This window comes from Bacillus sp. FSL W7-1354 (assembly GCF_038002405.1).
Taxonomy (GTDB): Bacteria; Bacillota; Bacilli; order Bacillales; family Bacillaceae; genus Bacillus; species Bacillus paralicheniformis.
Genome location: NZ_JBBOCL010000001.1, coordinates 3327605 through 3352516, shown reverse-complemented (window position 1 = coordinate 3352516; position 24912 = coordinate 3327605). Strand labels below are relative to the sequence as shown.

Here is a 24912-nt window from a genome sequence, read left to right as displayed (position 1 = left end):
ACGGCATGAACATTGAGCAATTTACAGCCGGTTTGGAGGAGAAAGGCATCTCCCTCTCTTCCTTCCAGCTGGAGCAATTTGAGACCTATTACGAATGGCTTGTTGAATGGAACGAAAAAATGAATTTAACCTCGATTACCGAGAAAAAAGAAGTGTATTTAAAACATTTTTACGACTCCATTGCCGCTTCTTTTTATGTTGATTTCAAAAAGATGAACAGTCTCTGTGATGTTGGAGCGGGCGCCGGATTTCCAAGCCTTCCGATAAAAATCTGTTTTCCTCACCTTCACGTCACAATCGTTGACTCGCTGAACAAACGGATTCACTTTTTGAATCAGCTGTCAGATGCTTTGAAGCTGGAAAACACAGCTTTTTACCATGATCGCGCGGAAACATTCGGAAGATCGAAAGACCACAGGGAAAGCTATGACGTCGTGACGGCACGCGCTGTCGCCCGCCTTTCGGTTCTCAGCGAGCTCTGCCTTCCGCTTGTGAAAAAAGACGGTTTATTCGTAGCATTAAAAGCAGCTTCGGCTGATGAAGAAATTGAAACGGGCAAAAAAGCCATCAAAATGCTTGGAGGCAAAATTGAAACCGTACATTCTTTTCAGCTGCCAATTGAAGAAAGCGACAGAAACATCATTGTCATCAAAAAACAATCGCAGACACCGAAGAAATTTCCAAGAAAGCCTGGAACACCTAATAAATCTCCTATAGAAGGTTAAATTATTCGTTTTCTTCAAATTTCGTGATGTCACAGAAGGAAAATTCATGAGAAAATAGAATTATAAAAATGGCAGTGTTTAAAGGTGGTGTAGGTACATGAAGCATTCATTCTCTCGTCTCTTCGGACTTGGCGACAAGGAAGAAGAAGCAGAGATTGCTGAACATGATACGAATAAAGAAGAAATTCAAGAGATTCCAGTAGGCGATATAATTCCTAACCGTTTTCAGCCGCGCACCATTTTCTCAGAAGAAAAAATTAAAGAATTAGCTGCAACCATTCATACACACGGCATTATCCAGCCGATTGTTGTCAGAAAAACAGAGCGGGAAGGCCAATATGAACTCATAGCCGGAGAGCGGCGCTGGCGGGCGGTTCAAACGCTCGATTGGGAGAAGGTTCCCGCTATTATTAAGGATTTTTCAGATACGGAGACCGCTTCCGTCGCTCTTATCGAAAACCTTCAGAGGGAAGAATTATCTTCGATTGAAGAAGCGCATGCTTATGCAAGGCTTTTAGAGCTTCACGATTTGACGCAGGAAGCCCTTGCACAAAGGCTTGGAAAGGGCCAGTCAACAATCGCCAATAAGCTCAGACTGTTGAAGCTTCCGGAAGAGGTGCAGGAAGCGATCTTGAAAAAAGAAATTTCAGAGCGCCACGCAAGAGCGCTCATACCGTTGAAACAGCCCGACCTTCAGGTCAAGCTGTTACATGAAGTCATTGAAAAGAATTTAAATGTAAAGCAAACCGAAGACCGTGTCGTCAAAATGCTTGAGCAGGATAAACGCAAGCCGAAACCAAAGAGAAAAGCGTACAGCAGAGACGCAAGAATCGCGATGAATACGATTCGCCAGTCCTTATCAATGGTGGAAGACAGCGGCGTCAAACTGAATACGGAAGAAGAGGAATTTGAAGAATATATTCAGTTTACGATCAAGATACCGAAATAAAAGCTCCCTATAGAGCTTTTATTTTTTTAGGCAAAATATCTATGGGGGAGCATCTATGGAATATTATCGACAATATCATTCATTGCTTTTTTCAATTGCTTACCGTATGCTCGGTTCTTTGCAAGATGCAGAGGACATCGTCCAGGAATTGTTCGCAGACCTTCAGGAAAAAGATATCAGTCAAATTGACCATATTCAAGCATATTTGACGAAATCTATCACAAACCGCTGCATAAATGAACTGCAGTCTGCCCGCAAGAAGCGAGAGGTATATATCGGGGAATGGCTTCCGGAACCGCAGGTGGCACTTTCAGCTCAAAGTCCGGCGGAATACGTTGAAGAAAAAGAAAAGGTTTCCTACGCTTTTCTGGTAGTTATGAGCCGATTAAATCCTGTGGAAAGAGCCGTTTTGTTGTTTAGAGAAGTATTTGGATATCACTATAAGGAAATATCGTCCATAATCGGGAAGTCTGAAGCGAACTGCCGTAAAATCCACAGCCGGCTGAAACAGAAGCTAAATGGGGATATTTCGGTATTATCACAGCCGGTTGAAGAACAGCAACTGGCCCGGCTTTTTATCGAATCAGCGAAAACCGGTGACTTTGAGGAGTTTTCCAAAACATTGATTGAAGATGCCGTATTGTATACAGATGGCGGTGGAAAAGTACGCAGCGCGTTGAGACCGATCTATGGAAAGAGCCGCATTTATGCTTTATTTACGGGAGTTGTTTCAAAGGGAAGCTTTTCCGGTCGCTTTATGCCTGTCGATATCAATGGCCAAAAGGGCGTTTTGATCATGAAAAACAACCGCCCGGCTTACGCTGTTTGCTTTGCTTGGAACCCGGAAGGTGATTTCGTCAAAAATGTGTTTATCGTGTCAAACCCCGATAAACTGAAGAACATTAAAATATAACGTTTTCTGTCACAAACGTCGTTCCTCACTTGTTATATAAGTGAAACACTTAAAGGAGGAATAGACATGGAAACGAGATTTCAAATGGAAAAAGTAAACCCTAAGGGCTACAGAGGAATGCTGGAGCTTGAAAAAGCGCAGGCTTCCTCAAACATTGATCCCATTTTAAAGGAACTGATCAAAATCCGGGCTTCACAGCTGAACGGATGTGCTTTCTGCTTAAATATGCATACGAAAGATGCAAGGCAGAACGGTGAGACGGAACAGCGGATATATGCGCTCAATGCATGGCGGGAAGCGCCTTTTTTCACGGAAAAAGAGCGGGCGGTATTGGCGCTGACTGAAGCCGTTACGCGAATCGGCGAGCACGGGCTGCCGGATGAAGTATACAACGAAGTCAGGACCCATTTTACAGAAGCTGAAACAGCCGAACTGATCATGGCAGCCATCACAATAAATGCCTGGAACAGAATTGCCATCGCTACCCGGAAAATGCCCGCAGCAGATTGATTGAAATCCCCCTAAGACAGGGGGATTTTTTTATATTAATATAATAATAAAACTATCTTTCATTTCACTTGAATATCTCTTCTCTTTTTTCTGAGATAAAAAAATGGTTTCTTTATGTCGAAAAATAGAAAAAACGGATCTCTTTGAAAAAACAAAAATTCAAAAAAAGCAAACGGCCGATTCTTTTTTTGTTAAAATAGAGAAATGAGAGAAACTTGTTCAATGTGAAAGTAGGTGACATTGTGGGGAAAATTATTGCGATCACAAACCAAAAAGGTGGCGTTGGTAAAACGACAACCTCTGTTAACCTGGGAGCTTGTTTAGCTTACATCGGGAAAAGGGTTTTGTTAGTCGACATAGACCCGCAAGGAAACGCAACAAGCGGTATCGGCGTTGAAAAGGCTGATGTTGATCAATGTGTGTACGATATATTAGTAGATGATGCAGATGTAAAAGATGTCATCAAAACAACATCCGTAGAAAACTTGGATGTCATTCCTGCAACGATTCAGCTTGCGGGGGCGGAAATTGAACTCGTTCCGACCATTTCCCGTGAAGTCCGGCTGAAAAGGGCTTTGGAATCTGTTAAACAAAACTATGATTTCATGATTATTGACTGTCCGCCGTCATTAGGGCTGCTTACAATCAATGCGCTTACGGCGTCCGATTCCGTCGTGATTCCGGTTCAGTGCGAATATTATGCGCTGGAAGGGCTGAGCCAGCTGCTCAACTCTGTCCGGCTCGTACAAAAACATTTAAATACGGATCTGATGATAGACGGTGTATTGCTGACAATGCTTGATGCAAGAACGAATTTAGGCATACAGGTCATCGAAGAAGTGAAAAAGTACTTCCGCGATAAAGTATACCAAACCGTTATCCCACGGAATGTCCGGCTCAGTGAAGCGCCGAGCCATGGAAAGCCGATCATTTTATATGATCCGCGTTCCAGAGGAGCGGAAGTCTATTTAGAATTAGCAAAGGAAGTGGCTGCGAATGCCTAAAGGTCTCGGAAAAGGGATTAATGCATTGTTTTCAAATGTTGATTTATCCGAAGAAACGGTTGAGGAAATTAAGCTGCAAGACTTGCGGCCCAACCCTTATCAGCCAAGAAAAACGTTTGATGACCAATCGTTAAAAGATTTGAAGGAGTCCATTTTGCAACACGGTGTTTTGCAGCCCATCATCGTCAGAAAGTCAATTAAAGGCTATGATATTGTAGCCGGAGAACGCCGCTACCGGGCTGCTGAAAAAGCCGGATTGGAAACCATTCCTGCGATTGTGCGCGAGCTGTCGGAATCCCTGATGATGGAGATTGCCCTATTGGAAAATCTTCAACGAGAAGACCTGTCTCCGCTTGAAGAAGCAAAAGCCTATGAATCTTTGCTCAAACATCTCGATATGACCCAGGAACAGCTGGCAAAAAGGCTTGGAAAAAGCAGGCCTCACATCGCCAACCACTTACGGCTGCTGACACTACCTGAAGACGTTCAAAAGTTAATCGACAACGGCACGTTATCGATGGGCCATGGCCGAACATTGCTTGGATTGAAAAACAAGAAAAAGCTTGAGCCGCTTGTTCAAAAGGTCGTGTCCGAACAGCTGAACGTTCGCCAGCTTGAAAAGTTAATTCAACAGTTGAATGCTGATGTTCCACGTGAAACAAAGAAGCCGAAACAAGTAAAAGATGCAGTAATCAAAGAACGAGAGTCGTACTTGCAAAACTATTTTGGAACACCGGTGACCATTAAAAAGCAAAAGAAAAAAGGCAGAATCGAAATCGAATTTTACTCAAATGAAGACTTGGAGCGTATTCTCGAATTGCTGGCCCAAGAAGACGCATAAGCTTAAAAACCATCTGATCATGTACAGATGGTTTTTTTATGACATCCTTCCGGTCATTTTTTGAATTGGTGACACATGGCGTCGCTGCCACCCTGCTTTCTCCAGATGCGACAACCCGTCAGCAAGCACATTTGCCATGCTCATGACAAGGTTGAGCCTTGTATTTTGCAGGACAAAATACTCCATAAAGCCGCTGACATTGACAATTCCGTTAATATGCACGTGGCCGACTTCAGGCAAGCTTTTCTGAACGCCTGCTCCCGGCTTCAAAGGTCCTTTGCCGATTTGAAAAGATCCCACGCTTTTGGTTCGTCCAAGACAGGCATCGATCGCGATTATAAATGGATTTTGATGCTGCTGATGAATATGATCAATCTTTTCATTTAAGTTTACGGCGTGAACCGGGTCGGCAAGTGTTCCATAGACATGAAAACGTGTCAGCTGTTTTGCGGAGAGTTTCATTCCTACGAGGGGACCGAGCGAATCTCCGGTGGAGCGGTCTGTACCGATGCAAACGATCACGATGGGCCGGTCTTCGGCTTCCTTTAAATAGACGGAAAGAACTTTCTCTATTTGTTTCACAGCTAGCGGATCCGAATGAGAAATATATTCATTTATTGGTTCTTGAGAAAAAATTCCGCCTTTTCGATTCATAGGCTTCACATCCTTGTCATCATGGTAACAGCAGTGCCTTGGTGTATTTTTCGAGTATGAATGGTTGTTTACAGTATATCCAGCTGTCTCTTTTTTTATGCTTTGGATGAAACGATTTGGTCAGCCGAAAAAAATAATTTACTAAAAGAAGATATGATAATTCACTTTATTATATTGATATAATTTATTCATTTGAATGAGAAAAGTCGAAAGGGGTTTCATGAATTTTTATAGAGGACCGGCAATATAGTGTCATGAGCGGAGAAACAAGCTTAAAAACTATATTGCTGGGGTGAGCAAATCGTGTGGAGAGCCGGGATGAAGTGGATGCTTCTTATTTTAGGAAGCTTAATAGGTGCGGGATATGCGTCCGGCCAGGAAATATGGCAGTTTTTTGGTGATGAAAGCGGACTGGCTATCCTGTTGTTTACGATCATGTTCAGCCTGTCAACCTATATTGTGATGAAGATCAGCTACGAACAAAAATCAGAGCATTTTCTGCCTGTGCTCGAAACATTAATCGGTCCGCTGCTGGCTAAAGTATACGATGTGTTGATTATCCTGTATTTGTTTACAACGACGATTGTGATGATTGCAGGAGGCGGGGTAACGCTGCAAATCTTCCATATCCCGTTTTGGACGGGCGTCATCTTATTTTGTTTATGCACAGGGTTGTTGTTTTTCTGGGGGCTTAATGGCATATTGTCCGTTAACAGCTACTTAATCCCGATTTTGGTGGCTGGGCTGTTGTATGCGCTGATTTCTTTTCAAACCGCTCATCATCAGCCGTGGCTGCTCAATTTGACTCATCAATACAACTGGCCTGCCGGGATCGCATTCACTTCGCTGAACATATTATCTGTTGTCGCTGTATTGTCTGCGGTCGGCAAAGAGATGAAGGGAGTCGGAGAAGCGAAGATTGCCAGCATATTAAGCGGCCTGGTGTTTGGCGCTATTTCATACATGTACAATGAGACCCTTGTAGAGCTTGCCGGTGAACTGGCCCATTATGAAATTCCTTTATTCGCGGTTTTGGAGGGCGCGCCTTTTCCGATTTTTATTTTTATGACGGCTGTTCTTTGCGTCGCGATCTACACAACGACGATCTCAAGCATTCTCGGGCTGTCCAGCCGCTTTCTGTCACTTGTGAACTGGCCGAGATGGGTAATCGTCCTCCTGCTCCTGTCGATCATGGTGCCTTTTACATCAATCGGCTTTTCAAATTTAATCGCTTTTTTATATCCAATTTACGGGTTATTAAATTTGTATTTATTGGTAAATATTTTGCTTTATCCAATTTTAAGTAAATGGAAATAAATATATTTATGGTTATGAAGAATTGCTCTTTCGCTGTGGTTTTTTGTACAATAAGATCACAACAAGGAAGCAAAGAGGTGAACGATGTTGGCCGATAAAGAATTTGGCCTGAATGACGTGGTCGAAATGAAAAAGCCGCATCCTTGCGGGACGAACCGCTGGAAGATCATTCGGATGGGAATGGATATCCGGATTAAGTGCGAAGGCTGTTCACACAGTGTCATGATCCCGCGTAAAGAGTTTCAAAGAAAGCTGAAAAAGATATTAGTTAAGCATGAGGAGTCCGAATCTTAATCTTAGCGGACCCCCCTCATGCTTTTTTTTTCGATCTCAACGAAAAATGAATTTTCACCTAGTTTGTATGAGTGAAAAGCAAGTTTTGTCAGCTTGTCTTTTACTGTAATCATCCTTATAATTGTTGCAGGTTTAACATTTACGACTACACATGGATGTTCATTATAGAGGAGATGAAACAATGGCTTTAACAGCTGGGATTGTTGGTTTGCCTAACGTTGGGAAATCAACCTTATTTAATGCAATTACTCAGGCCGGGGCAGAATCGGCCAACTACCCGTTTTGTACGATTGATCCAAACGTCGGAATCGTAGAGGTTCCTGATGAGCGTCTGCAAAAGCTGACTGAACTCGTCAATCCGAAGAAGACGGTCCCTACCGCATTTGAATTCACCGATATCGCCGGCATTGTAAAAGGAGCATCAAAAGGAGAAGGGCTCGGAAACAAGTTCCTGTCCCACATCCGCCAAGTGGACGCAATCTGCCATGTTGTCCGCTGTTTTGCCGACGACAATATCACGCACGTGTCCGGGAAAGTAGACCCGATTTCGGATATCGAGACGATCAACCTTGAGCTGATACTGGCTGACCTTGAAACCGTTGAGAAGCGGATCGGCCGGGTCGGAAAGATGGCCAAGCAAAAAGACAAAGAAGCCGTGTTTGAATTTGAGATTTTGACAAAGTTAAAAGAGGCATTTGAACAGGAAAAGCCGGCCCGTTCTGTCGAGTTCTCGGAAGAGCAGCAAAAGGTGTTGAAGCAGCTTCATCTGCTGACGACAAAACCTGTCTTATATGTAGCGAATGTCAGCGAGGATGAAGTGGCTGATCCTTCAGGAAACGAGTACGTCCAGAAGGTCCGGGAATTTGCTGCTGCTGAAAACGCGGAAGTCATCGTCGTCTGCGCCAAAATTGAGTCCGAAATCGCAGAGCTTGAAGGCGAAGAGAAGGCGATGTTCCTTGAAGAACTCGGCATCGAAGAATCCGGTCTGGATCAGCTGATTAAAGCGTCTTACTCCCTCCTTGGACTAGCCACTTATTTTACAGCGGGAGAACAGGAAGTCAGAGCCTGGACATTTAAAAAAGGAATGAAAGCCCCTGAATGTGCGGGCATCATCCATACAGACTTTGAACGCGGATTTATCCGTGCGGAAACGGTCGCTTACGACGATCTGCTGGAGGCGGGAAGCATGGCCTCAGCAAAAGAGGCCGGAAAAGTCCGCCTTGAAGGGAAAGAATACATTGTGAAAGACGGCGATGTCATTCATTTCCGTTTTAATGTATAACGCGGTTGAAATAGGACAAGAGCTTTGATATAATATAAAATTGTGAGTAATAGGATTATTGCTCCTTGCCCAATATAATGGGCCGCTTAGTCCAAAAGGAGGTGCAAATACAAATGAGAAAGTACGAAATCATGTACATCATCCGCCCAGACGTTGATGAAGAGTCTAAAAAGGCTGTTGTTGAGCGTTTTAACAACATTTTAACAACTAACGGTGCGGAGGTCACTGAAACAAAAGATTGGGGAAAACGCCGTCTTGCGTACGAAATCAACGATTTCCGCGACGGATTCTACCAAATCTTAAACGTTCAAGCTGGAGCTGAAGCAGTTCAAGAATTTGACCGTTTAGCTAAAATCAGTGATGACATCATTCGCCACATCGTGGTTAAAGAAGAAGAATAAACAGAATTGAATTATATACTCTAAAGCAAAAGGATGGTCTCTCAATATGCTTAACCGAGTTGTTTTAGTCGGCAGACTGACAAAGGACCCAGAGCTTCGTTATACTCCAAGCGGTGCAGCTGTTGCCACCTTTACGCTTGCTGTCAATCGTACGTTTACGAATCAGCAGGGTGAACGTGAAGCTGATTTCATCAACTGTGTTGTCTGGAGAAGACAAGCCGAAAACGTTGCGAATTTCCTTAAAAAGGGAAGTCTTGCGGGTGTAGATGGACGTTTGCAAACGCGCAGCTATGAAAATCAGCAAGGACAGCGTGTATACGTTACGGAAGTTCAAGCTGAAAGTGTTCAATTTCTGGAGCCTAAAGGCGGCGGTTCTGGTTCAGGCGGTTACAGCGGAGGCCAGGGAGGCCAACACTTTGGCGGCGGACAGAATGAACCGGCTCCATTCGGCGGCAGTCAAAACAATCAGAATCGCAATCAAGGCAACAGCTTCAATGACGATCCATTCGCAAACGATGGAAAGCCGATTGACATCTCTGATGACGACTTGCCATTTTAATGGATGACGGACGAATAAAACAAAACCAGAATAGAAAGGAGGGAAATAACGATGGCAGGAGGACGCAGAGGCGGTCGTGCGAAACGCCGTAAAGTGTGTTATTTCACTTCTAACGGCATTACGCACATCGACTACAAAGATGTAGATCTTCTTAGAAAATTTATCTCTGAGCGCGGTAAAATCTTACCACGCCGTGTAACAGGAACAAGCGCGAAATACCAACGTAAATTGACTGTTGCAATCAAACGCGCTCGTCAAATGGCTTTACTTCCATACGTAGCAGGCGAGTAAGCCGATAAAAGGAACAAGACCCAATACGGTCTTGTTCTTTTTTTATTCATCAAAAACCGGGTCGTTTCCTGCAGCATTCAGGTTTCCTGCTTGTCAATCTGTATCCGTTTGATGTCGCCGAGGACTGCAAGGTAGAACACGAGTCCAAGCAGTAAAACAAACCCGGCTACTAGAAAGCTGAGCGTAAATGAACCGGTCACATCGACCAGATAACCCGTTAAAGAAACCGCGATAATCCCTCCGAATAAGTTATTTGCCAAATTGACCATTGAGCTAAGCAGAGAGATGGAACCAGCCGGTGCAATATCAGCTGATATCGACCAGCCAACGGGCGCAGTCGCAGATATTCCGGCTAAGCCGACGGAAATGCAGATGATCGCGATCGTGATGTTGTGCGTGAAGACAGCTCCCAAAAAGGCAAATCCAAGGCTCATGCCGATTGCGATGATGGTCTGGTATACTTTTGTATTCGAATGCCCCTTTTGAATTAAAAAATCGACGAGCCATCCGCCCACAACGATTCCGGAAATCGTCGATATCAGCCAGGGAACCGCAGTAAACAGCCCCGATGACATAATATCCATTCCGTATGTTTCTTTAAAGAAAGTCGGGAGCCAGGTTAAGAGCAGGTTGAATGTATAGCCATAACCCGTGAATCCGATCATCAGCCCCCATGCTTTGCGGTTTGCAAGCATTGCTTTTAAAGCAATGAGCGTCCGTTCCGAGATGTCTTCCTCTGATACGGCATTATGCTTTTGAATGTAATGGAGCTCCTCTTTTGAGATTCGTTTGTGCCGATCGGGTTGTTCATAGTACATCCAGAAAAATACGGTAAATAGTACATTGATGATTCCAATCGTTAAAAAAGCGGCTCGCCAGTCAAATGTCGTGACTAAAAAGGCAACGAGAGGCGCACCGATGACATTTGCGAACTTGGCCGCTGAGTCGAACAGGGAATTGGCAAGACCGCGCTCATTTTGCGGAAACCATAAGGCCGTGGCTTTGGAAGCGGCAGGAAATGCTGAAGCACTCGTCAGCCCGATTAAAAATCTGACAATATAAAGAAGCAATTTCCCCTGTAAAAAAGCCAATATAATGGTTAGAAAACTCCATACGGTCATTCCGACCCTTGTTACCCAGGCAACGCCGTACTTGTCCAAGAGACTCCCGACCGGAATCTGCATCAGCGTGTATGAATAGGTATAGATGGAAAAGACAATGCCTAATTGGGTTGCCGTCAATTGAAAGGAATCCTGTATCGCAGGAGCCGCGACTGAAATAGCAACACGGTCAAAGTAATTTAAAATGATCATGCTGCTTAATAAAGAAGAAATATACCATCTTGTATGCCCCGGTCGTTTTTCCAGCTCTTGCGCCATATTGAAACCTCCTCTAATGATTAGATTGGACTCTTTTCAAAATTACATTCTTAATTTCTTCGTGTTCATTTCCACGGGATTGCGGGGAGTAAACGGCCGCGGAAAAAAAACCATATAGACATTTTGATACAGGTCTGCTAAAGTGAAACATGTTAAAAACAGATGGCTTCTATGAGAGTTAGAAGCAAATGATTACGAACGAGGTGTTGAATCTTTGAATGTTAAACAATTAAATAGCGAATGGTTTTCTAATGTACGGGGGGATATCCTTTCGGGTATCGTCGTAGCGCTTGCTCTCATTCCTGAAGCCATAGCGTTTTCCATCATTGCGGGTGTAGACCCGATGGTCGGTTTGTACGCATCTTTTTGTATTGCTGTTGTCATTTCCTTTACGGGCGGCCGTCCGGCGATGATATCAGCCGCGACCGGGGCGATGGCTCTTTTGATGGGATCTTTGGTCAGGGATCACGGGCTTGATTATTTATTTGCTGCTACGATTTTAACGGGAATCATCCAATTGATATTTGGGGTGCTGAAGATTGCGCGCTTTATGAAATTTATTCCGCGGTCGGTTATGGTAGGTTTCGTAAATGCGCTCGCCATTTTAATCTTTATGGCGCAGGTTCCTCATTTTGTTGGAGTTTCGAATATGACGTATGTTGTGGTCGGGATTACGTTGTTGATTATCTATGTTCTTCCCCGCTTTACAAAAGCCGTTCCATCTGCACTTGTTGCTATTATTGCGATGACTGCATTTGCTATTTTTGGCCATTTTGATTTGCGCACTGTCGGTGATTTGGGAGAAATAAAGCAATCATTGCCTGCTTTTATGATCCCCAATATTCCTTTCAATTTTGAGACGTTGGCCATTATTTTTCCAACAGCCTTTGCGCTTTCCATCGTCGGCTTGCTTGAGTCATTATTAACCTCTTCTATTGTTGATGATATGACGGATACGGAAAGCGATAAAAACAAGGAAAGCCGCGGACAGGGCATCGCCAACATTGTCGCCGGGTTTTTCGGAGGCATGGCGGGATGCGCGATGATCGGCCAGTCTGTGATCAATGTGAAATCAGGAGGAAGAGGCCGCTTGTCCACTTTGGTTGCCGGCGTTTTCTTAATGTTTTTGATCATGGTGCTGGGCGACTGGGTCGTACAGATTCCGATGGCGGCCTTAGCCGGTGTGATGATTATGGTATCGATCGGTACGTTTGACTGGTCTTCGTTCAGCATGTTAAGAAAGGTGCCGCTAACGGATTCCATTGTCATGCTTGTGACCGTTATTACCGTTGTGGCGACCCACGATTTATCAAAAGGGGTTTTCGCCGGCGTTATTTTGAGCGCGATCTTCTTCGTGGCGAAAATTTCTAAATTGAAGATTGAAGAAACGTCAGAAGAACATGCGATCAAGTACATCATCAAAGGACAAGTTTTCTTTGCATCTGTTCAAGATTTCGTAAAGTCTTTTAAAACGGATGAGCAAACGAAAAAGGTCATTCTTGATTTTTCAGAGGCCCATATATGGGATGATTCCGCTGTGGCGGCTATCGATAAAGTCGTTTTGAAAATGAAAGATCAGGGAATAGACGTTGACTTGATTGGTTTAAATGAGTCCAGCTGGAAGCTGGTCGAAAAACTGGCAACTTATGATCAGCCTCATCGTTCAGTGTCAAATCACTAAGAAACGGGTGATGAAGGGTGTATAGAAATATATTGCTGGCTGCTGACGGCTCAAAGCATTCTGAAAGAGCGGCCGATCATGCGATTCATTTGGCTTCCATGTCAAAGCAGGCGGTCGTTGACGTTATTTATGTATTGGATTATGCGAAAGCAAAACATGAAGTTCTGCATAGCGAAAACCGTGCAGAACTCGAACGTGAACGGCGCAGCAGGCTGCTGTCGATAGAAAATAAATTAAAACAATCGGCCGTTCCCTATCAAATGACGATGCAGCACGGGGAGCCGGGCCCGACGATAGTATCGTACGCCAACCATCATGATGTTGATATCGTGATTATCGGAAGCAGGGGGCTGAACACTTTGCAGGAAATGGTGCTGGGAAGTGTCAGCCATAAAGTGGCGAAAAGAGTGAAGTGTCCGGTTTTAATTGTAAAATAGCCTAAAAGAGAGCCAGTAAGGATCCTATCCTTGCTGGCTTTTTTATCTCATCGATATCGCTTTTTGCGCGTGCAAGGCGTCGCCTTTTAGCAGGTCAACGAGATTATAGGCGGGATATAAGCCTTTTTGGTACATAAAATAAAAAATTTGCTCATGCAATTTAATAGCCGCATTGATTTGTTTAACAAACACTCTCCTGAGTTCAGGCGTCGCCGTTTCCGTGATCGCAATCGCATAGTTTCGAACGGTCGTTTTCGCCAATACCAACAGATCACCCGCATCAAAGTACAGGTCGGCCCGTTCTTCCTCCCGATGAAATGCCGGGGTTTTTGGCAAAAAGGGAAGAAGCTCCCTTAAATTTTGCTCCAATGCCTTCGCTGAAACACTGTAAAGCTGTCTTAACTGAGGATCGCTGATTTTTTTCATGCTTTTTTTGATCTTGACCAATCCGACAGACTGGGCCGCGATCAGTTCATGCAACTCCATCGTTTCATGCCAAGCCAATGTTTTTGTTGTCATGCAGATTCTCCTTTATTGCTTTTTCTTAGTCAGCATATGCCCATTGCAGTCAAAAGGTTAATAGAAGAATCGGAGGGACGTTTTAGACCGTTTTGGAAAGGGGAAATCAAATAATACGGGATTTTTGCATCTAAGTGACAACAATGAGAGGTGATCAATGTGTTGGATGTGTTGAAGGACTTTTTTCTATTCTTGAGCGGCGGGCTTCGCGTGACGCTTCTGATCGCAATTTTGATTATATTGTTGTTGATCAGAAAAGCGAGAAAGAAAAATAAAGAGAAGTCGGGGTTTCTCGACTGACAGTGTTTCACATGGAACATTTACTCGTTTTCTCAAGCCTTATGATCGTTTTACTTGCGATTTGACCTTATGTTAGAATAAAGAAACAATGAGAGAAGGCCGAGACCTGCTCATCTCATCGTCTTTATTTGAAAATGAAATTTTCGGCGTTAGAAAAGAGCAGTCGTCTATGCTGCTCTTTTTGATTCATGACATTTAAACATACGAGGTGAACAAGTGAAACAAACAAGAGCTTTAGTAGAAGGCGCTATCATGGTCAGTATTTTTGCCGTTTTGCTGATGATCAGCCTCTATATGCCTTTTATCGGAACCATTCTTTTATTGACGCTGCCGCTGCCTGCCATGGTTCAAACAATCAGGCACGGTCTAAAGCCCGGGATTTCGGTAGGGTTGGTCAGTTTACCCGTTTCGTTGATTGCCGGTTCCTTAGGCGGGCTGATGTTTGCTATTCCAGTAAGTGCTGCGGGTGTGATCATGGGCTTTTTCTACAGAAGAAAAGAGCCAGCCCAAGCGATTGCTGCATCAGCTGTTACATACATGATTTCGATCGTGCTGCTGCTTTTCATCAGCATTCAGTTTCTCGGGTTAAACTTAATAGAGACGGCCAATCAAGCATATAATGAAACAATCAAAACCTTTGAATCAAGTATCAAACAGTTTGGAAATGATAAAGAAGCGGCTAAACAGATCGAATTGCTGAATGAACAATTCAAACAGGCGCAATATTTATATCCGACAGCCATTGTGATATTTTCCGGAATCACCGCATTTTTGAATCACCTGCTCGCCAAGCCGGTGCTTCGGCGGATCATCCAAATACCGTCTTTGAAACCGTTCAGGGATATGAGGCTTCCGCAAAGCATGATTTGGATCTATTTATTGACGATTCTTCTGTCGCTGGCTCCCGTTGAAGAGGGCAGCATATATTACTCCATTCTGCTAAATGCGAGTCTCATCATGGGCTTTGTCTTGATCATTCAAGGGTTTTCATTTGTGTTTTACTTTTGCCATGCCAAGAAACTGCCAACTGTCCTGCCGGTTCTTTTTTTAATTATCGGGTTGTTTTCGCCCCTGATGTACCTTGTTCGCATCTTAGGTATAATTGACATAGGCTTTAACTTGAGAGAAAGAGTAAAAAAATCGTAGCCACGATGTTCTCCAATGGTGAGGAGTTGATTTGAGTGCCAAGTTTTTATGAAAAACCGTTATTTCGATACCCCATATATTCTTTAATCGTCGTCACAATCATTTCTGTCCTCATCAACATTTATTTTAATTGGGTGGCAGGAGCGGCCGGCGTTCTGATTCTGGGTGTCATCTTGTACTTTTTGAGACGGGCGGACTCCCAAATCAGAAAAGAGCTGGACGATTATATATCGACGCTGTCTTACCGTCTGAAAAAAGTCGGGGAAGAGGCGCTGCTCGAAATGCCGATCGGGATCATGCTGTTTAACGATCAGTACTATATCGAGTGGGCCAATCCTTTTATGGCGTCATGCTTTAATGAAAATACGCTCGTCGGCCGGTCGCTTTATGATACTTGTGAATCTGTCGTCCCTTTGATTAAGCAGGAAGTGGACACAGAAACGATTACGCTGAATGAGCGGAAATTTAATGTGGTCATCAAACGGGAAGAAAAGCTGCTTTATTTCTTCGATGTCACAGAGCAGACGCAGATTGAGAGACAATACGAAAATGAAAGAACGGTCCTTGCCTACATCTTTCTCGATAATTACGATGATGTGACACAAGGGCTTGATGACCAGACAAGAAGCTCGATAAACAGTGAAGTGACATCGCTTTTGAACCAGTGGGCCCAAGAGTACGGCATTTTCTTAAAACGGGTTTCCTCTGAGCGGTTTATCGGAGTATTAAACGAACATATTTTAAGCGAGCTTGAAGCATCAAAGTTTTCGATCCTTGATGAAGTTCGGGAGAAGACATCCGTTCATACGATCTCCTTGACGTTAAGCATCGGAATCGGTGCATCTGTTGCATCATTGAAAGAGCTTGGCGACTTGGCGCAATCCAGCCTTGACCTGGCGCTGGGACGCGGAGGAGATCAGGTGGCAATCAAGCAGCCGAACGGGAAAGTGAAGTTTTACGGCGGCAAGACGAATCCGATGGAAAAACGGACGCGCGTCAGAGCCCGGGTCATTTCACACGCTCTCAAGGAGATTGTCTCTGAAAGCAGCAATGTGATTATCATGGGTCATAAGTTTCCCGATATGGATTCGATCGGATCAGCCATCGGGATTTTGAAGGTCGCTCAAGCAAACGGCAAAGACGGTTTTGTCGTGATCGACTCCAATCAGATCGGTTCAAGCGTTCAAAGACTGATCGGGGAAATTAAAAAATACGAAGAACTGTGGTCCAGGTTTATTACGCCGGAAGAGGCGCTTGAGATTGCGAAAGACGACACGCTGCTCGTGATCGTTGATACACATAAGCCTTCCTTTGTCATTGAAGAAAGGCTGGTCAATAAAATTGAAAATATCGTCGTTATCGATCATCATAGAAGAGGGGAAGAGTTTATTAAAGACCCGCTGCTCGTCTATATGGAGCCGTACGCTTCATCTACAGCGGAGCTTGTGACAGAGCTGCTCGAATACCAGCCGAAGCGTTTAAAAATTAACATGATCGAAGCAACAGCCCTTTTGGCCGGGATTATTGTCGATACGAAGAGCTTCTCGCTGCGCACCGGCTCCCGTACGTTCGATGCGGCGTCATATTTGCGGGCAAAAGGAGCTGACACCGTATTGGTGCAAAAGTTTTTAAAAGAAACCGCCGATCATTATATTAAAAGGGCGAAGCTCATTCAACATACCGTTTTCTATCAAAACGGCATCGCCATCGCATCGCTGCCGGACGATGAAGCGGACGAATATTTTGACCAGGTTATCATTGCGCAAGCCGCGGATTCTCTTCTGTCCATGAGCGATGTCGAAGCGTCATTTGCTGTGGCGAGAAGAGACGAGAATACGGTATGCATCAGTGCGAGATCGCTCGGCGAAGTGAATGTTCAAATCATCATGGAAGCGCTCGAGGGCGGCGGTCATTTAACCAATGCCGCGACACAGCTGACCGATATCACGGTTGAAGAAACGCTCCGCCGACTGAAAGAAGCGATTGACGAGTATTTCGAAGGAGGCATTCAGAAATGAAGGTAATTTTCTTACAGGATGTTAAAGGCAAAGGGAAAAAAGGCGAAGTGAAAAATGTAGCGGATGGATACGCGCACAACTTTTTGATCAAAAGAGGGCTGGCTGTTGAAGCGACATCATCCAATATCAGCGCGCTTGAAGGCCAGAAGAAAAAAGAGAAGAAAGAAGCCGCTGAAGAACTGAAACATGCGAAAGAGCTGAAAAAACAACTTGAGGACATCACGGTGGAACTTTCAGCCAAGTCCGGAGAAGGCGGCCGTCTATTCGGCTCCGTGACAAGCAAACAAATCGCGGATGCGCTGCAAAAAAGCCATCAGTTAAAAATCGACAAACGTAAAATCGAATTAAACGATGCGATTCGCTCATTGGGATATACAAATGTTCCCGTGAAACTCCATCCAGAAGTACAAGCAACACTGAAAGTTCACGTGAAAGAGCAATCATAAAATAACAAAGCCCCTTCATGCAGTGCAGAAGGGGCTTATCTTTTATTCTGTGCGTTTTCTCATTTCATTGGCCAAGAATTCAACGTCTGTACCGATGATCACCTGTACATCGTGCTGATTGAGCTTCACGAATCCTTTCGCTCCCATGGCTTTCATCGCACTTTCATCCAGTTTAGAAGCATCGCGGACCTTGAGACGGAGGCGGGTTACACAATTGTTCAGCGTCTCGATGTTTTCTTTTCCTCCAAGCGCTTCGATGTATTTGTCCGCAAGGGTATCGTATTTGGACGATCCTGTGTCAGGGCTGACAGGTGTGTTTTCCTGGTCATCGTCCTCCTCTCGTCCAGGCGTTTTCAAATTGAGCTTCGTAATAAGGAAATAAAAGATGATGAAATAAATAATGCCGTATACAAGACCGAGCGGCAGCAAAAGCAGCGGCTTTGTGGCGATTCCAAAGTTTAAAAGGTAGTCGATCGTCCCGGCTGAAAAGGTAAAGCCGTGGTGGATACCGAGCATATTGGTCACGGTCATGGCGCTTGCGGTTAACAAGGCGTGAATACCGAAGAGAAGCGGCGATAAAAACATGAATGTGAACTCAATCGGCTCCGTGATACCTGTTAAAAATGATGTGAACGCCAATCCGATCAGCAATCCGGCCGTTGCTTTGCGGCGATGCTTTTTCGCGGCCGCGATCATTGCCAGACATGCCGCAGGAAGACCGAACATCATGATCGGGAAGAACCCTGTCATAAAGGCGCCGGCGCTTGGATCTCCGGCAAAGAACCGGTTCATGTCACCCGTTTTGCCTGCAAATTCTCCAAAGACCATCCAAACCATATTGTTTAAAATGTGATGAAGGCCGAGCGGCAGGAGCAGTCTGTTTAAAAGACCGAATATGCCGACTCCCAATGCCCCAGCATGGATAATCCAGCCGCCAATGGCGTCAATGGCCTGCTGTGCGTAAATCCAGACGAAGCCGAAAATCCCTGCAAGAATAATGGAACAGAAGGCTGTCATAATCGGAACGCTTCGTTTTCCGCCGAAAAACCCGAGCCAGTCAGGCAGTTTTGCATCTTTAAAGCGGTTATACATGACGGCGGCGACTACACCTGAAATAATTCCACCGAGAACGCCCATGTTCAGGTTCTCATTGATGGCTGCTAAGCCGCCTGTCAGGACAAAATAACCGATGGCTCCGGATAGTGCGGCGGCCCCGTGGCCATCCTTTGACAAACCGATTGCAACGCCTATCGCAAAGATGATCGGCAGTTGGTCAAGAATCGATTGTCCTGAAGCGGCGATAAACGGAATGTTTAACAGGTCTTCTCTTCCCAAGGCGAGCAGGAGGCCTGCAGCAGGAAGAACGGCAATCGGCAGCATGAGCGCGCGGCCAATATTTTGAAGAAATCCCAACATAGTTAAAACCCCTTTCGGTAATATTGAATCGCTTTTTTCAAATGTCCATTTTCATGGGATAAACAGCGGCGGGCATCTTCAAGTGTTCCGTTTGTCAACACCATAAAGATCGCTGCCTTGATGTCATTGCCGCTTTCTTTTAAAGCTTGCTGGGCCTCATTCTGTGATAATCCGGTGGTATTCATCAGAATGGTGACAGCTCGCCCGGCCAATTTTTGATTGAGCAGTCTCATATTCACCATCTCGTTTTGGTAGACGCGGCCAAGCCTCGCCATTGCAGCTGTTGACAGCATGTTCAAGATCATCTTCTGAGCGGTTCCTGCTTTCAGCCGCGTTGAACCGCGGATAATTTCCGGTCCTGTTTGCACCTCAATTGCGATATCGCTTAATTTGCCCGCTTCTGTATCCGCGTTGCAGCTAATCGAAACAGACGCGGCTCCGAGCTGTTTGGCATAGGATAATGCGCCAAGGACATAAGGTGTCGAGCCGCTCGCTGTGACGCCGATTAAGACGTCATCTTCCGAGAATGATTGCGCTTTCAGTTCGGCGACGATTTTTTCATGGTCATCTTCATTTTCTTCAAGAGGCGTCCACATCGCGTCATATCCGCCTGCGATCAGGCCGGTCCAACGGCTTTCGTCAATAGAGAATGTCGGCGAGAGTTCTGTGGCATCAAGGACTGCGATTCTGCCGCTTGTGCCGGCGCCAGCTGTAAACACTCTTCCGCCTTGCTTAAAACGGCTGACAATCGTATCCGCCGCCTCAGCGATCAGGGGAAGGCAGGGCGTAATGGCGCGAGGGACTGTATAGTCTTCCTCATTCATCAAGGTGACGATATCTAAAGCATTCATTTCATCAAGTGCTTTGCTTTTGTCGTTCGTGTCCTCTGTCTTCTTCATTGTTCTTCCCTCTTCATATCGATGACGAATTTATAGCGGTCGCCTCTGTAAACGGATTTGACTACTTCAAACGGTCTGCCGTCGTCCAAATAGCTCAAACGTTCGATGAGCAGGACGGGTGCGCCTTCCTCGATGTCGAGGGGCTCGCTCTCTGCCGGAGAGGCAATCGCCGGCTCGAGTGTTTGTGCGGCTCGGTCAATCGTAAGGGAGAGCGTATTTTCGACATAGTCATACAAAGATGCGCTCATAATGTCTTCTGTCAGGCCGTTGATAAGGTCGGCGGGCAAATAGGAGATTTCATAAGCCATCGGGATGTCATCGGCGAGACGGATTCGTTTGACTTCATAGACGGAAGCCCCTTCATGTATCTCCAGTTTGCGCGCTGTGCTCTGGTCACACGGGATGACGCCGAAGCCGAGCATTTTTGTGCCGGGTCTCATGCCTCTTGATTTCATGTCCTCGGAAAAGCTTGTCAATCCTTTGAGAGGCTGCTCAATTTTAGGCTCGGCAATAAATGTTCCTTTTCCCCGCTGTCGGACGAGGATGCCTTCATTGACGAGATTGTTGACTGCCTGCCGGACGGTCATCCTGCTTACCTCATATTTTTCTGCAAACTCTCTTTCAGAAGGAATGAGGTCGCCGGGCTTCAAATCTTTTGTTTCGGCAAGCTTTTTAATCTCGGTCTCAATCTGATAGTAAATCGGAATGTGGGAATCTTTTTTGATCAAAAGGCCATACCCCTTTCTTTCACGATTGATAAAGCATCGCTGTCCGCTATGATGACGACGTTCTGGTGTGTTTTTAAGACAGAAGCGGGCGTGTCTTCATTTGGTTCTTCACTAAGAAGCTTCGCCAGGATGCCCGCTTTTTTCTCTCCTGAAACGAGCAGCAGAATCTGCTTGCTTTTCATGATCGTGGAAATGCCCATCGTTATGGCTTGCGACGGGACGGCGTCATAAGAATCAAAATAACGGGCATTGGCTTCTTTCGTTGATTGTGTCAGTTCGACTGTATGCGTTTTCGATGAAAATGGGGTGCCCGGTTCGTTAAATCCGATGTGGCCGTTCAAGCCGAGGCCGAGCACTTGGAGATCAATGCCTCCAAGCCCCTCGATCAGCGCTTCATAGCGGCTGCATTCAGCGTCCAGGTCACAAGCCATTCCGTCCGGAAGATGGGTATGGCTGAGCGGAATGTCAATGTGATCGAAAAGCTGTTTTTTCATATAGAATGTATAGCTGTTTTCATGATCCGGAGAAACGCCGACATACTCGTCTAAGTTAACGGTATAGACGTGCTTGTAAGTCGTTTTGTTATGCGCATGATCTTCCCTTAAAACCTGATATGTGCCGAGAGGCGTTCCTCCGGTTGCAAGGCCGAGAACAGGCGCAGATAAGCGGTTTACTTTCTCGATGATGAGTCGGGCGGCCGTTTGGCTCATGTCCTGATAATCTTTAGCTTCAATGATTTTCATGGTGAAACCTCCCTTTTGCTGAAAGCAATCACGCCTTTGCAAAGCGTCATCACAACTTCATTTTTTTCATTTAAAATGATCAAATCGGCATCTTTCCCGCTTCGTATGCTGCCTTTTCGGTCAAACACATGAAGCTGCTTGGCGGGATTGACCGCTGTCATGTACACGATATCTTCGAGTGAACATCCTGTAAAATCCATCATGTTCAGAGCAGCCTGGTTCATCTTCAAGATGCTGCCGGCAAGCGTACCATCCTCTAAGACGGCTTTTTCGCCTTTCACGAACACCTCCTGTCCGCCTAATGTATAGGTTCCATTTTTTAAGCATTTTGCGCGCATGGCATCCGTAATTAAAATGATGCCTTCTTTCTGTTTTTGCTGAAATGCCAGCTTGACGACCGCAGGGTGAACATGAATGCCGTCGGCTATGACTTCGGCCTTCAGTTCATCATGCAGAAGGGCGCTTCCGGCCGTCCCCGGCTCGCGATGGTGCAGCCCCCGCATGCCGTTGAACAAATGGGTGACATGGGAGATGCCGGCCTTAATCCCGTCTGCCATTTCTTTGAGTCCGGCGTCGGAGTGGCCGGCGGAAGCCGTGACACCTGTTTCTTTCAAAAAGGAAATTAGTTCCAAAGACCCTTCCAGCTCTGGCGCAAGTGTGACTAATTTAATGTTATTCCCGGAGATGCGCTGCCATTCTTTAAATAACGAAAGATCCGGCGGGATAATATCATCCGGCGGCTGGGCGCCGCACCGTTTCTTTGAAATAAAAGGGCCTTCTAAGTGAACGCCTAATACTTCGGCGGTCCCGGGCTGGCCGCCGGCTTCCTTATAGCGGTGAACGTTTGCCAGCGCATGCTCGATCGTGGCCTTATCCTGGGTCATTGTCGTCGCCAGGAAGCTTGTCGTTCCTTCTTTCGGCAGGGCTTCGGCCATTGTTTCCAAAGCCTCGGCTGTTCCGTCCATGACATCTGCTCCGTTTGCTCCGTGAATATGAACATCAATCATGCCCGGCAGCACTTTGAAGTTCTCCGGCAATGTCAGTTGTTCTGCTGTTGCGGCGGAAGCGGGAATATCAGTCATTGGTCCGTAAGCCTCGATTTTTTCCCCGTTCGTCAGAAGAAATCCGTCTTCTATCATTCCATTTTCACTGTAAATATGAAGATGTTTAAACATATAGCGTTGGGATGGGTTGGTTTTCACAGTCAAAAGTCCTTTCTTGAAAACGTTATCATCAGTATAGAACATTACAACTCTAGTTGTCTAGACCATTAAGAGAATTATTTTTGTCAAATCTGATCATACAGCATCACACTTCATTTAGCCGCTGTGTTGTCAGGTTATGTTCCAAAAAAAAAGCCGGCTTATCTGCCGGCTTCGTTATGCTGCTTTAGCATAAATATATTGATTTCTTCCCGCACCGAGTCCTGCACCGATTAAAGCGACCAGCGCGCCGATGAACAGTAAAATCGGTCCGTTCCATGAGTGCATGTGATCGTAAAGAAAACCGACAAAGCTTGGACCAATCGCTGCCAGCAAATATCCGGCTGATTGCGACATTCCTGATAATGCCGCTGCTTGATCGGCATTTTCGCTTCTCAGCCCGATTAAAGTCAAGGCTAAACTGATGCTGGATCCTTGTCCGATTCCGATTAAAATGACCCACAGCGTCAGCATCGCTGTATTGCCTCCGTACAATAGCCCTGACATCCCCGCCAAGTATAGGATGCCAAGGGCCAGCACGATGCTTTTTTGGTTTCGGAACCGCCCGGCAAGAACCGGAGTCAAAAATGTCGACGGGAGGCTGGCAAACTGCATCAGCGACAGCATCCAGCCGGCAAGCGACATGCTCATCCCATGCGAACGGAGAATTTCAGGCAGCCAGGCGATCGTGCAGTAAAACAAGAACGACTGTATGCCCATAAAGAATGTGACCTGCCAGGCGATTTTCGAGCGCCAGACCGTTTGGCCGTCCGTCTTTAAGCTGACCGTACGGTTTCCCGTATCATGATAGCGGAGCTGGGGAACCCAGATCAAAATCGCAACAAACGCGAGACCGGCCCAGACCATAAGCGATGCGCTCCATCCCCACGCTAAACCGTGCGACAGCGGAATGCTGATCCCTGAAGCGAGCGCCGCAAAAATCGACATGGCTGTCGTATAGTAACTTGTCATAATTCCCGCTTTGTCAGGAAATTTATGTTTGATCAGGCTGGGCAAGAGCACATTGGAGATGGCGATGCCGACTCCGATCAATGCGGTTCCCGCAAATAGTGTGAAAGCTTCTCCGTAAGAGCGCAGCAAAATCCCGATCAATAAGATGACCAATCCGACCCAGAGGGTTCTCTCATTGCCCAGCTTCTGTCCGAGCTTAGGGGCGATGGGGGACAGGACGGCGAAAGATAACAGCGGCAGCGTCGTCAAGAAGCCGGCCATGCCGTTCGTCAAATCCATATCCGAGCGGATCGAACTGATCAATGGCCCGACAGATGTAATAGCCGGTCTTAAATTAAAAGCGATAAATATGATTCCTGCAATCAATAAGATATTGTTCAAACGGGGGCGTCGAGCGTCAATGTAATGCATGCTGTATTCTCCTTTGCTTTCAGGTGGAAAAGTGACATGAAAAAGAAACCCGGAACATCATCCAAGGTTACTTTTTTGATCTTGCTTCTGAATTTCGGCAATTTTCGCAAGCAGGATATGCTGCGGCATATGCATGATTTGTTCAAGAGGAAGATTTAAGCTTTCCGAAAGTTTTTGCGCCGTTTCGGCAGATATTTGTAAAGGTTTCATAAAGTCCTCCATTTTATATTGTACCCCAGCGTACAGAGTACGCAACAGTGAATATTGACTCCGATATATATTGTAACATCATATGACAAGTGAGTTGGAAGAAAAAGAAAAAAGCGATATAAATAAAGAGGAGGTGATCGTCTTGAATTCGACATTATCTGTGCTGAAAAAGAAATTGTATGAACAGCAGATCAGAGCGAAAGGGCTTTACACATTTGAAGAATACAAAGATATGCGCAATGTGCTGCAAACGCTGCGGATGAAATTTGCGGCCTATGAAGAATGGGATTTGTACCAACATGCGACCGATTTGATGGTCAGCATGCTTTTGAAAAACAATTGGAACAGCCGGCTGGATTAATAGTGGAATAAAAAAACACCTCGGCCGAGGTGTTTAATAAGACCGTTCGTCTTCTTTGTTGTCCTGCCGGTCATAGATGACAAGCTTCGCAGGACGATTCTCTTTCGCCATCTCTTCTCCTTTTTCTACGGCCTCTGTCCTTGTGTCATAAAGCTCAACAGGCGCCGTATCTTCCAGTTTCAAAAACCATCCGTCCGTCTCGGCATTTTGTGTCACCGTATAGACCTTCATGAAAAACAACCTCCCCAAACATGTTATTGATTTGTTTTCCCGGATAAATCAGGGGAGCAAACATCCTCATTGC

The 24912-nt window shown here is 45.5% G+C and carries 30 protein-coding genes; 19 read left to right on the top strand and 11 right to left on the bottom strand.

Annotated features, from left to right (window positions below; translation table 11 throughout):
* The first annotated feature begins 5 nt into the window (after positions 1 to 5).
* The 6 genes from rsmG (at position 6) to MKZ04_RS16945 (ending at position 4942) form a co-directional block, all read left to right on the top strand.
* Entirely contained in the window at positions 6 to 725 is a 720-nt protein-coding gene (gene rsmG, locus MKZ04_RS16970) for a 16S rRNA (guanine(527)-N(7))-methyltransferase RsmG (RefSeq protein WP_020453651.1), read from the top strand.
* 97 nt (positions 726 to 822) lie between these two features.
* A complete protein-coding gene (noc, locus tag MKZ04_RS16965) occupies positions 823 to 1674 on the top strand; it encodes a nucleoid occlusion protein (protein ID WP_023856799.1) in 852 nt (283 codons plus the stop codon).
* 55 nt (positions 1675 to 1729) lie between these two features.
* Positions 1730 to 2587, top strand: a complete 858-nt coding sequence (locus MKZ04_RS16960) for an RNA polymerase sigma-70 factor (RefSeq protein WP_341046449.1) — start codon at positions 1730 to 1732, stop codon at positions 2585 to 2587.
* Positions 2588 to 2653: 66 nt separating this feature from the next.
* A complete protein-coding gene (locus MKZ04_RS16955; RefSeq protein WP_020453648.1) occupies positions 2654 to 3097 on the top strand; it encodes a carboxymuconolactone decarboxylase family protein in 444 nt (147 codons plus the stop codon).
* A 242-nt stretch (positions 3098 to 3339) separates the two neighbouring features.
* A complete protein-coding gene (soj, locus tag MKZ04_RS16950; protein WP_020453647.1) occupies positions 3340 to 4101 on the top strand; it encodes a sporulation initiation inhibitor protein Soj in 762 nt (253 codons plus the stop codon).
* Positions 4094 to 4942: a ParB/RepB/Spo0J family partition protein gene (locus tag MKZ04_RS16945; RefSeq protein WP_096748443.1), complete on the top strand. Its 849-nt coding sequence runs from the start codon at positions 4094 to 4096 to the stop codon at positions 4940 to 4942. Before soj ends, MKZ04_RS16945 begins: the two co-directional genes overlap by 8 nt.
* Positions 4943 to 4978: 36 nt before the next feature.
* Here MKZ04_RS16945 and yyaC read toward each other — a convergent pair whose 3' ends face one another.
* Positions 4979 to 5596: a spore protease YyaC gene (gene yyaC / locus MKZ04_RS16940; RefSeq protein WP_020453645.1), complete on the bottom strand. Its 618-nt coding sequence runs from the start codon at positions 5594 to 5596 to the stop codon at positions 4979 to 4981.
* A gap of 303 nt (positions 5597 to 5899) precedes the next feature.
* Here yyaC and MKZ04_RS16935 point away from each other — a divergent pair, with 303 nt between their 5' ends.
* From MKZ04_RS16935 to rpsR, 6 genes are all read left to right on the top strand, one after another.
* The gene (locus MKZ04_RS16935) at positions 5900 to 6913 is read left to right on the top strand and encodes a YkvI family membrane protein (protein ID WP_023856802.1); all 1014 of its coding nucleotides are present in this window, start codon (positions 5900 to 5902) and stop codon (positions 6911 to 6913) included.
* An 87-nt stretch (positions 6914 to 7000) separates the two neighbouring features.
* Positions 7001 to 7207, top strand: coding sequence for a DUF951 domain-containing protein (locus tag MKZ04_RS16930; RefSeq protein ID WP_011201785.1), 207 nt, complete (start codon positions 7001 to 7003; stop codon positions 7205 to 7207).
* A 181-nt stretch (positions 7208 to 7388) separates the two neighbouring features.
* Positions 7389 to 8489 carry a redox-regulated ATPase YchF gene (ychF, locus tag MKZ04_RS16925; protein WP_026580414.1) on the top strand — a complete coding sequence of 367 codons (1101 nt, stop codon included), beginning with the start codon at positions 7389 to 7391 and terminating at the stop codon, positions 8487 to 8489.
* Positions 8490 to 8602: 113 nt separating this feature from the next.
* Complete coding sequence (rpsF, locus tag MKZ04_RS16920; RefSeq protein WP_020453642.1) at positions 8603 to 8890, top strand: 30S ribosomal protein S6; 288 nt, start codon at positions 8603 to 8605, stop codon at positions 8888 to 8890.
* 46 nt (positions 8891 to 8936) lie between these two features.
* The gene (ssbA, locus tag MKZ04_RS16915) at positions 8937 to 9449 is read left to right on the top strand and encodes a single-stranded DNA-binding protein SsbA (protein WP_003178024.1); all 513 of its coding nucleotides are present in this window, start codon (positions 8937 to 8939) and stop codon (positions 9447 to 9449) included.
* Between the two features lie 51 nt (positions 9450 to 9500).
* A complete protein-coding gene (rpsR, locus tag MKZ04_RS16910) occupies positions 9501 to 9740 on the top strand; it encodes a 30S ribosomal protein S18 (RefSeq protein ID WP_003178022.1) in 240 nt (79 codons plus the stop codon).
* Between the two features lie 77 nt (positions 9741 to 9817).
* Here rpsR and MKZ04_RS16905 read toward each other — a convergent pair whose 3' ends face one another.
* On the bottom strand, positions 9818 to 11119 hold the full coding sequence (locus tag MKZ04_RS16905) for an MFS transporter (protein WP_023856804.1): 1302 nt from the start codon (positions 11117 to 11119) through the stop codon (positions 9818 to 9820).
* A gap of 214 nt (positions 11120 to 11333) precedes the next feature.
* Between MKZ04_RS16905 and MKZ04_RS16900 the strand changes: the two genes are divergently transcribed.
* Both MKZ04_RS16900 and MKZ04_RS16895 read left to right on the top strand, forming a co-directional pair.
* Positions 11334 to 12800: a SulP family inorganic anion transporter gene (locus MKZ04_RS16900; RefSeq protein WP_020453639.1), complete on the top strand. Its 1467-nt coding sequence runs from the start codon at positions 11334 to 11336 to the stop codon at positions 12798 to 12800.
* Between the two features lie 17 nt (positions 12801 to 12817).
* Positions 12818 to 13237: a universal stress protein gene (locus MKZ04_RS16895; protein ID WP_020453638.1), complete on the top strand. Its 420-nt coding sequence runs from the start codon at positions 12818 to 12820 to the stop codon at positions 13235 to 13237.
* A 42-nt stretch (positions 13238 to 13279) separates the two neighbouring features.
* Here MKZ04_RS16895 and MKZ04_RS16890 read toward each other — a convergent pair whose 3' ends face one another.
* Positions 13280 to 13756 (bottom strand): spore coat protein, encoded by a 477-nt coding sequence (locus tag MKZ04_RS16890; protein ID WP_079289480.1) that lies wholly within the window; start codon positions 13754 to 13756, stop codon positions 13280 to 13282.
* Positions 13757 to 13915: 159 nt separating this feature from the next.
* Between MKZ04_RS16890 and MKZ04_RS16885 the strand changes: the two genes are divergently transcribed.
* The 4 genes from MKZ04_RS16885 (at position 13916) to rplI (ending at position 17666) form a co-directional block, all read left to right on the top strand.
* Positions 13916 to 14056, top strand: coding sequence for a hypothetical protein (locus MKZ04_RS16885; protein ID WP_020453636.1), 141 nt, complete (start codon positions 13916 to 13918; stop codon positions 14054 to 14056).
* 216 nt (positions 14057 to 14272) lie between these two features.
* Positions 14273 to 15202, top strand: coding sequence for a YybS family protein (locus MKZ04_RS16880; protein WP_023856807.1), 930 nt, complete (start codon positions 14273 to 14275; stop codon positions 15200 to 15202).
* Positions 15203 to 15237: 35 nt separating this feature from the next.
* A complete protein-coding gene (locus MKZ04_RS16875) occupies positions 15238 to 17220 on the top strand; it encodes a DHH family phosphoesterase (RefSeq protein ID WP_020453634.1) in 1983 nt (660 codons plus the stop codon).
* Positions 17217 to 17666: a 50S ribosomal protein L9 gene (gene rplI / locus MKZ04_RS16870; RefSeq protein ID WP_341046443.1), complete on the top strand. Its 450-nt coding sequence runs from the start codon at positions 17217 to 17219 to the stop codon at positions 17664 to 17666. Before MKZ04_RS16875 ends, rplI begins: the two co-directional genes overlap by 4 nt.
* A gap of 42 nt (positions 17667 to 17708) precedes the next feature.
* On the opposite strand, the gene nagE is transcribed toward rplI, so the two are convergent.
* From nagE to MKZ04_RS16835, 7 genes are all read right to left on the bottom strand, one after another.
* Entirely contained in the window at positions 17709 to 19082 is a 1374-nt protein-coding gene (gene nagE, locus MKZ04_RS16865; protein WP_023856808.1) for an N-acetylglucosamine-specific PTS transporter subunit IIBC, read from the bottom strand.
* Between the two features lie 2 nt (positions 19083 to 19084).
* The gene (gene murQ / locus MKZ04_RS16860; RefSeq protein ID WP_023856809.1) at positions 19085 to 19981 is read right to left on the bottom strand and encodes an N-acetylmuramic acid 6-phosphate etherase; all 897 of its coding nucleotides are present in this window, start codon (positions 19979 to 19981) and stop codon (positions 19085 to 19087) included.
* On the bottom strand, positions 19978 to 20709 hold the full coding sequence (locus tag MKZ04_RS16855; protein WP_020453630.1) for a GntR family transcriptional regulator: 732 nt from the start codon (positions 20707 to 20709) through the stop codon (positions 19978 to 19980). The genes murQ and MKZ04_RS16855 overlap by 4 nt, the downstream gene beginning before the upstream one ends.
* Positions 20706 to 21452 carry a glucosamine-6-phosphate deaminase gene (nagB, locus tag MKZ04_RS16850; RefSeq protein WP_341046441.1) on the bottom strand — a complete coding sequence of 249 codons (747 nt, stop codon included), beginning with the start codon at positions 21450 to 21452 and terminating at the stop codon, positions 20706 to 20708. Before nagB ends, MKZ04_RS16855 begins: the two co-directional genes overlap by 4 nt.
* On the bottom strand, positions 21449 to 22699 hold the full coding sequence (gene nagA, locus MKZ04_RS16845; RefSeq protein WP_341046440.1) for an N-acetylglucosamine-6-phosphate deacetylase: 1251 nt from the start codon (positions 22697 to 22699) through the stop codon (positions 21449 to 21451). Before nagA ends, nagB begins: the two co-directional genes overlap by 4 nt.
* A gap of 132 nt (positions 22700 to 22831) precedes the next feature.
* A complete protein-coding gene (locus MKZ04_RS16840) occupies positions 22832 to 24037 on the bottom strand; it encodes a CynX/NimT family MFS transporter (protein ID WP_020453627.1) in 1206 nt (401 codons plus the stop codon).
* Between the two features lie 57 nt (positions 24038 to 24094).
* Positions 24095 to 24247, bottom strand: coding sequence for a YycC family protein (locus MKZ04_RS16835; RefSeq protein ID WP_020453626.1), 153 nt, complete (start codon positions 24245 to 24247; stop codon positions 24095 to 24097).
* Between the two features lie 133 nt (positions 24248 to 24380).
* On the opposite strand from MKZ04_RS16835, the gene MKZ04_RS16830 reads away from it, so the two are divergent.
* Entirely contained in the window at positions 24381 to 24608 is a 228-nt protein-coding gene (locus MKZ04_RS16830) for a hypothetical protein (RefSeq protein ID WP_371268723.1), read from the top strand.
* 33 nt (positions 24609 to 24641) lie between these two features.
* On the opposite strand, the gene MKZ04_RS16825 is transcribed toward MKZ04_RS16830, so the two are convergent.
* Complete coding sequence (locus tag MKZ04_RS16825) at positions 24642 to 24839, bottom strand: DUF2188 domain-containing protein (RefSeq protein ID WP_341046437.1); 198 nt, start codon at positions 24837 to 24839, stop codon at positions 24642 to 24644.
* Between the last annotated feature and the right edge of the window lie 73 nt (positions 24840 to 24912).

What these genes read in the sequence shown, in the direction of transcription:
- rsmG (WP_020453651.1), top strand. Translation starts at nt 6, where the DNA reads ATGAACATTGAGCAATTTACAGCCGGTTTGGAGGAGAAAGGCATCTCC.
- noc (WP_023856799.1), top strand. Translation starts at nt 823, where the DNA reads ATGAAGCATTCATTCTCTCGTCTCTTCGGACTTGGCGACAAGGAAGAA.
- MKZ04_RS16960 (WP_341046449.1), top strand. Translation starts at nt 1,730, where the DNA reads ATGGAATATTATCGACAATATCATTCATTGCTTTTTTCAATTGCTTAC.
- MKZ04_RS16955 (WP_020453648.1), top strand. Translation starts at nt 2,654, where the DNA reads ATGGAAACGAGATTTCAAATGGAAAAAGTAAACCCTAAGGGCTACAGA.
- MKZ04_RS16945 (WP_096748443.1), top strand. Translation starts at nt 4,094, where the DNA reads ATGCCTAAAGGTCTCGGAAAAGGGATTAATGCATTGTTTTCAAATGTT.
- yyaC (WP_020453645.1), bottom strand. Translation starts at nt 5,596, where the DNA reads ATGAATCGAAAAGGCGGAATTTTTTCTCAAGAACCAATAAATGAATAT.
- ychF (WP_026580414.1), top strand. Translation starts at nt 7,389, where the DNA reads ATGGCTTTAACAGCTGGGATTGTTGGTTTGCCTAACGTTGGGAAATCA.
- rpsF (WP_020453642.1), top strand. Translation starts at nt 8,603, where the DNA reads ATGAGAAAGTACGAAATCATGTACATCATCCGCCCAGACGTTGATGAA.
- ssbA (WP_003178024.1), top strand. Translation starts at nt 8,937, where the DNA reads ATGCTTAACCGAGTTGTTTTAGTCGGCAGACTGACAAAGGACCCAGAG.
- rpsR (WP_003178022.1), top strand. Translation starts at nt 9,501, where the DNA reads ATGGCAGGAGGACGCAGAGGCGGTCGTGCGAAACGCCGTAAAGTGTGT.
- MKZ04_RS16905 (WP_023856804.1), bottom strand. Translation starts at nt 11,119, where the DNA reads ATGGCGCAAGAGCTGGAAAAACGACCGGGGCATACAAGATGGTATATT.
- MKZ04_RS16890 (WP_079289480.1), bottom strand. Translation starts at nt 13,756, where the DNA reads ATGACAACAAAAACATTGGCTTGGCATGAAACGATGGAGTTGCATGAA.
- rplI (WP_341046443.1), top strand. Translation starts at nt 17,217, where the DNA reads ATGAAGGTAATTTTCTTACAGGATGTTAAAGGCAAAGGGAAAAAAGGC.
- nagE (WP_023856808.1), bottom strand. Translation starts at nt 19,082, where the DNA reads ATGTTGGGATTTCTTCAAAATATTGGCCGCGCGCTCATGCTGCCGATT.
- murQ (WP_023856809.1), bottom strand. Translation starts at nt 19,981, where the DNA reads ATGAAGAAGACAGAGGACACGAACGACAAAAGCAAAGCACTTGATGAA.
- nagB (WP_341046441.1), bottom strand. Translation starts at nt 21,452, where the DNA reads ATGAAAATCATTGAAGCTAAAGATTATCAGGACATGAGCCAAACGGCC.
- nagA (WP_341046440.1), bottom strand. Translation starts at nt 22,699, where the DNA reads ATGTTCTATACTGATGATAACGTTTTCAAGAAAGGACTTTTGACTGTG.
- MKZ04_RS16840 (WP_020453627.1), bottom strand. Translation starts at nt 24,037, where the DNA reads ATGCATTACATTGACGCTCGACGCCCCCGTTTGAACAATATCTTATTG.
- MKZ04_RS16835 (WP_020453626.1), bottom strand. Translation starts at nt 24,247, where the DNA reads ATGAAACCTTTACAAATATCTGCCGAAACGGCGCAAAAACTTTCGGAA.
- MKZ04_RS16825 (WP_341046437.1), bottom strand. Translation starts at nt 24,839, where the DNA reads ATGAAGGTCTATACGGTGACACAAAATGCCGAGACGGACGGATGGTTT.